This window comes from Bacillus cereus group sp. BfR-BA-01379 (assembly GCF_022663605.1).
Lineage (GTDB): Bacteria > Bacillota > Bacilli > Bacillales > Bacillaceae_G > Bacillus_A > Bacillus_A mobilis.
In genome coordinates this window covers 1-2,574 of the sequence record NZ_JAKUFT010000154.1, presented here as the reverse complement: position 1 = coordinate 2,574, position 2,574 = coordinate 1, and the positions used below count along the sequence as shown (strand labels likewise).

The window sequence follows — 2,574 nt, the reverse complement described above, 5'->3', positions numbered from 1 at the left end:
TTCATCCTGAGCCAGGATCAAACTCTCCAATAAAGTTAGTTTGTCTAGCATCTAAAAATAAAAATTGACGTTTCACGTTGTTTGTTTCGTTCAGTTTTCAAAGAACTACTTAGTCGCTCATTTGCGACTTCCTTATGTTAACATCTTCGTTTTTCGATGTCAACTAAGTTTTTCAATTTCTTTTTTGTCGTCTTCTGCGTTTCTGCATCAGCGACGTTTATTAATTTATCATACAATATCCATTAACGTCAACACTTTTTAATAAAAAGTTCTTTTCCTTACATAACGCATACATTCTTCTGCATTAGCGACTCTTCGAAACAAACAAAAAATGATTTTATATCTTTCCTCCATCGCCTTTTTTACAACATCATGAATACGTTCATCTTCAAAATCAAATAAAAGTTCTTCTAACTCTCTCTTCAATATGTATTCCATTTCTTTTTTCTCTTCTTTCGTTAACATAAACCCAAGCAAATCATCACCTCAATCATTTCCTACAAAGCAATAAACGTTTCGCTCATTTTCACTTATCAAAATCCTATCATTCATTATATCCACTGCTTACGATATTAATCCTTTGTTCTCTTTTTAATATTTAAAGCATATATGTAACTGAAAAGGATTGGACAAAGGGGCGTAATATTATGTTTTTCTTTTTTATTACGAGTAAAAGAAATTTTAAACACATTAGCTTAATAGTGATACTTTCCTTATTTACAGCATGGCTTCTCTTTTTAAAAACATATTCACATGAATCTGCTTTTTCAACTGCTACAGGACCTAAAGTTATTTACAAAGGCGACACATCTAAAAAACAAGTTGCATTCACATTTGATATTAGTTGGGGAGACAAAAAAGCAATTCCAATCCTTGATACACTTAAAGAAAGAGACATTAAGAATGCAACCTTCTTCCTTTCTGCTGCATGGGCAGAAAGACACCCTGATGTTGTTGAACGCATCATAAAAGATGGACATGAAATCGGTAGTATGGGCTATAATTACACGTCCTACACTTCTCTAGAGACAAATGAAATACGAAGAGATCTTTTACGAGCGCAAGATGTTTTTACAAAACTCGGTGTGAAACAAGTCAAGCTATTGCGTCCACCTAGTGGAGACTTTAACAAAGCAACACTTAAAATAGCAGAATCACTCGGATACACCATCGTTCATTGGAGTAATAACTCAAACGATTGGAAAAACCCTGGTGTAAACAATATCGTTTCCACCGTCTCTAATAATTTAAAAGGTGGAGATATCGTTTTACTACACGCATCCGATTCTGCCCTTCAAACAAATAAAGCTTTACCACTGCTTCTACAAAAATTAAAAAGTGACGGATATGAGCAAATATCCGTATCACAACTTATTTCCAACACAAGTACGAAAAGTAAAGATGTACAGTAATTCTTTTCCATTGTGCCTTCACACATAAAAAGCTCTACTACCTTTCATTCAGGTAATAGAGCTTTTTTCATTCGTACAAACTCTCTTATATTAGGCTGACTTACTTCTCTTTCCAATTAAACGATGTAATATAAGTAACTGATATGCATTACATAATAAAAGTGGTATCACCATTAAATATAACCAGTCTGTATCATTAATTCGAAGAGCTGGTACCCACTCAAGAATTGTTACAACAACCATAAAGAACAAAGCGGGCACAAATGCCTTTTTATTTGTTTCCTTACTTTTTATGTAAGCAACAATGGCCCCGAACATAAATAACACACCAGCAACAAGTATGTTATTCCCTAATGAAACTTCCCCATTTGCAATCAATACAGATCTTAGATACACGAAATCAAATAAAACGAATGCAATAAAGAAGAGCTGGACTGCATTCCATAAAGAAGGTGAACGGAACATACCTAATCCAAAACGATGGATTGTTAAATAAGCAAAGAATCCCATTTGACTTATAACACTAAAAATAAACCCTACACCCATCAACCAAAAGGAAACTGCTAGAATTTCCTTTCCGTCGAAATTTTGAAAAAATTTAGCGTACTTGTCCCACTCTAAAACAAACCCAATAATGACCGTGCTAATCCCACCAAGAAACAACGTCGTAAAAAATAGTCGTACCCACTTGCGGCTATTCACAACACATCCCCCATTATCCTTATATTTCTAATTAAATTGTATCAATGACAATTTCAAAAAGCTAGCCATGTTCATGTATAAATTCCCTAAAGATATTTATATTAAAAAGAGAGAACTGTGCTGAAAGGAGTTCCAACTTATGAAACGGATGCTGCTCGTTTTGACTTCTTCTTTTCTATTCCTCGCACTTGTAGCGTGTGCACAAGGAAAAGAAGCAAAGTCCGAACTTGATTACGATCAAACGAAGAAAATGATTGTTGATATTTTAAAAACCGATCAAGGTAAGAAAGCCATTCAAGATGTGTTAACTGATGAAAAAATGAAACAAGCACTCATACTAGATGAAACAGTAGTAAAGAAAACGATTGAAGATGCAATGGTATCCGACAAAGGGCAACAATTCTGGGAAAAGCTCTTTAAAGACCCTGAGTTCTCATCGAAATTCGCTAAAAGTATGGGG

3 protein-coding genes and 1 pseudogene are annotated in these 2,574 nt (G+C 34.3%); 2 read left to right on the top strand and 2 right to left on the bottom strand.

Annotated elements, in window-relative coordinates; translation table 11 throughout:
- Window positions 1-258: 258 nt before the first annotated feature.
- The gene (locus tag MR113_RS27025; protein WP_000900298.1) at window positions 259-477 is read right to left on the bottom strand and encodes a hypothetical protein; all 219 of its coding nucleotides are present in this window, start codon (window positions 475-477) and stop codon (window positions 259-261) included.
- Between the two features lie 170 nt (window positions 478-647).
- Between MR113_RS27025 and pdaB the strand changes: the two genes are divergently transcribed.
- Window positions 648-1,412 (top strand): polysaccharide deacetylase family sporulation protein PdaB, encoded by a 765-nt coding sequence (gene pdaB / locus MR113_RS27020; RefSeq protein ID WP_060629220.1) that lies wholly within the window; start codon window positions 648-650, stop codon window positions 1,410-1,412.
- A gap of 90 nt (window positions 1,413-1,502) precedes the next feature.
- Here the strand turns inward: pdaB and kbaA are convergent, their stop codons facing one another.
- The gene (gene kbaA, locus MR113_RS27015) at window positions 1,503-2,114 is read right to left on the bottom strand and encodes a KinB signaling pathway activation protein KbaA (RefSeq protein ID WP_001088506.1); all 612 of its coding nucleotides are present in this window, start codon (window positions 2,112-2,114) and stop codon (window positions 1,503-1,505) included.
- A 139-nt stretch (window positions 2,115-2,253) separates the two neighbouring features.
- On the opposite strand from kbaA, the pseudogene gerD reads away from it, so the two are divergent.
- Window positions 2,254-2,574: pseudogene (gene gerD / locus MR113_RS27010) on the top strand (spore germination protein GerD); the annotation flags it as partial.

Bases quoted from the DNA above. Each gene is read 5' to 3' on its own strand.
- pdaB (WP_060629220.1), top strand. From the start codon at position 648: ATGTTTTTCTTTTTTATTACGAGTAAAAGAAATTTTAAACACATTAGC.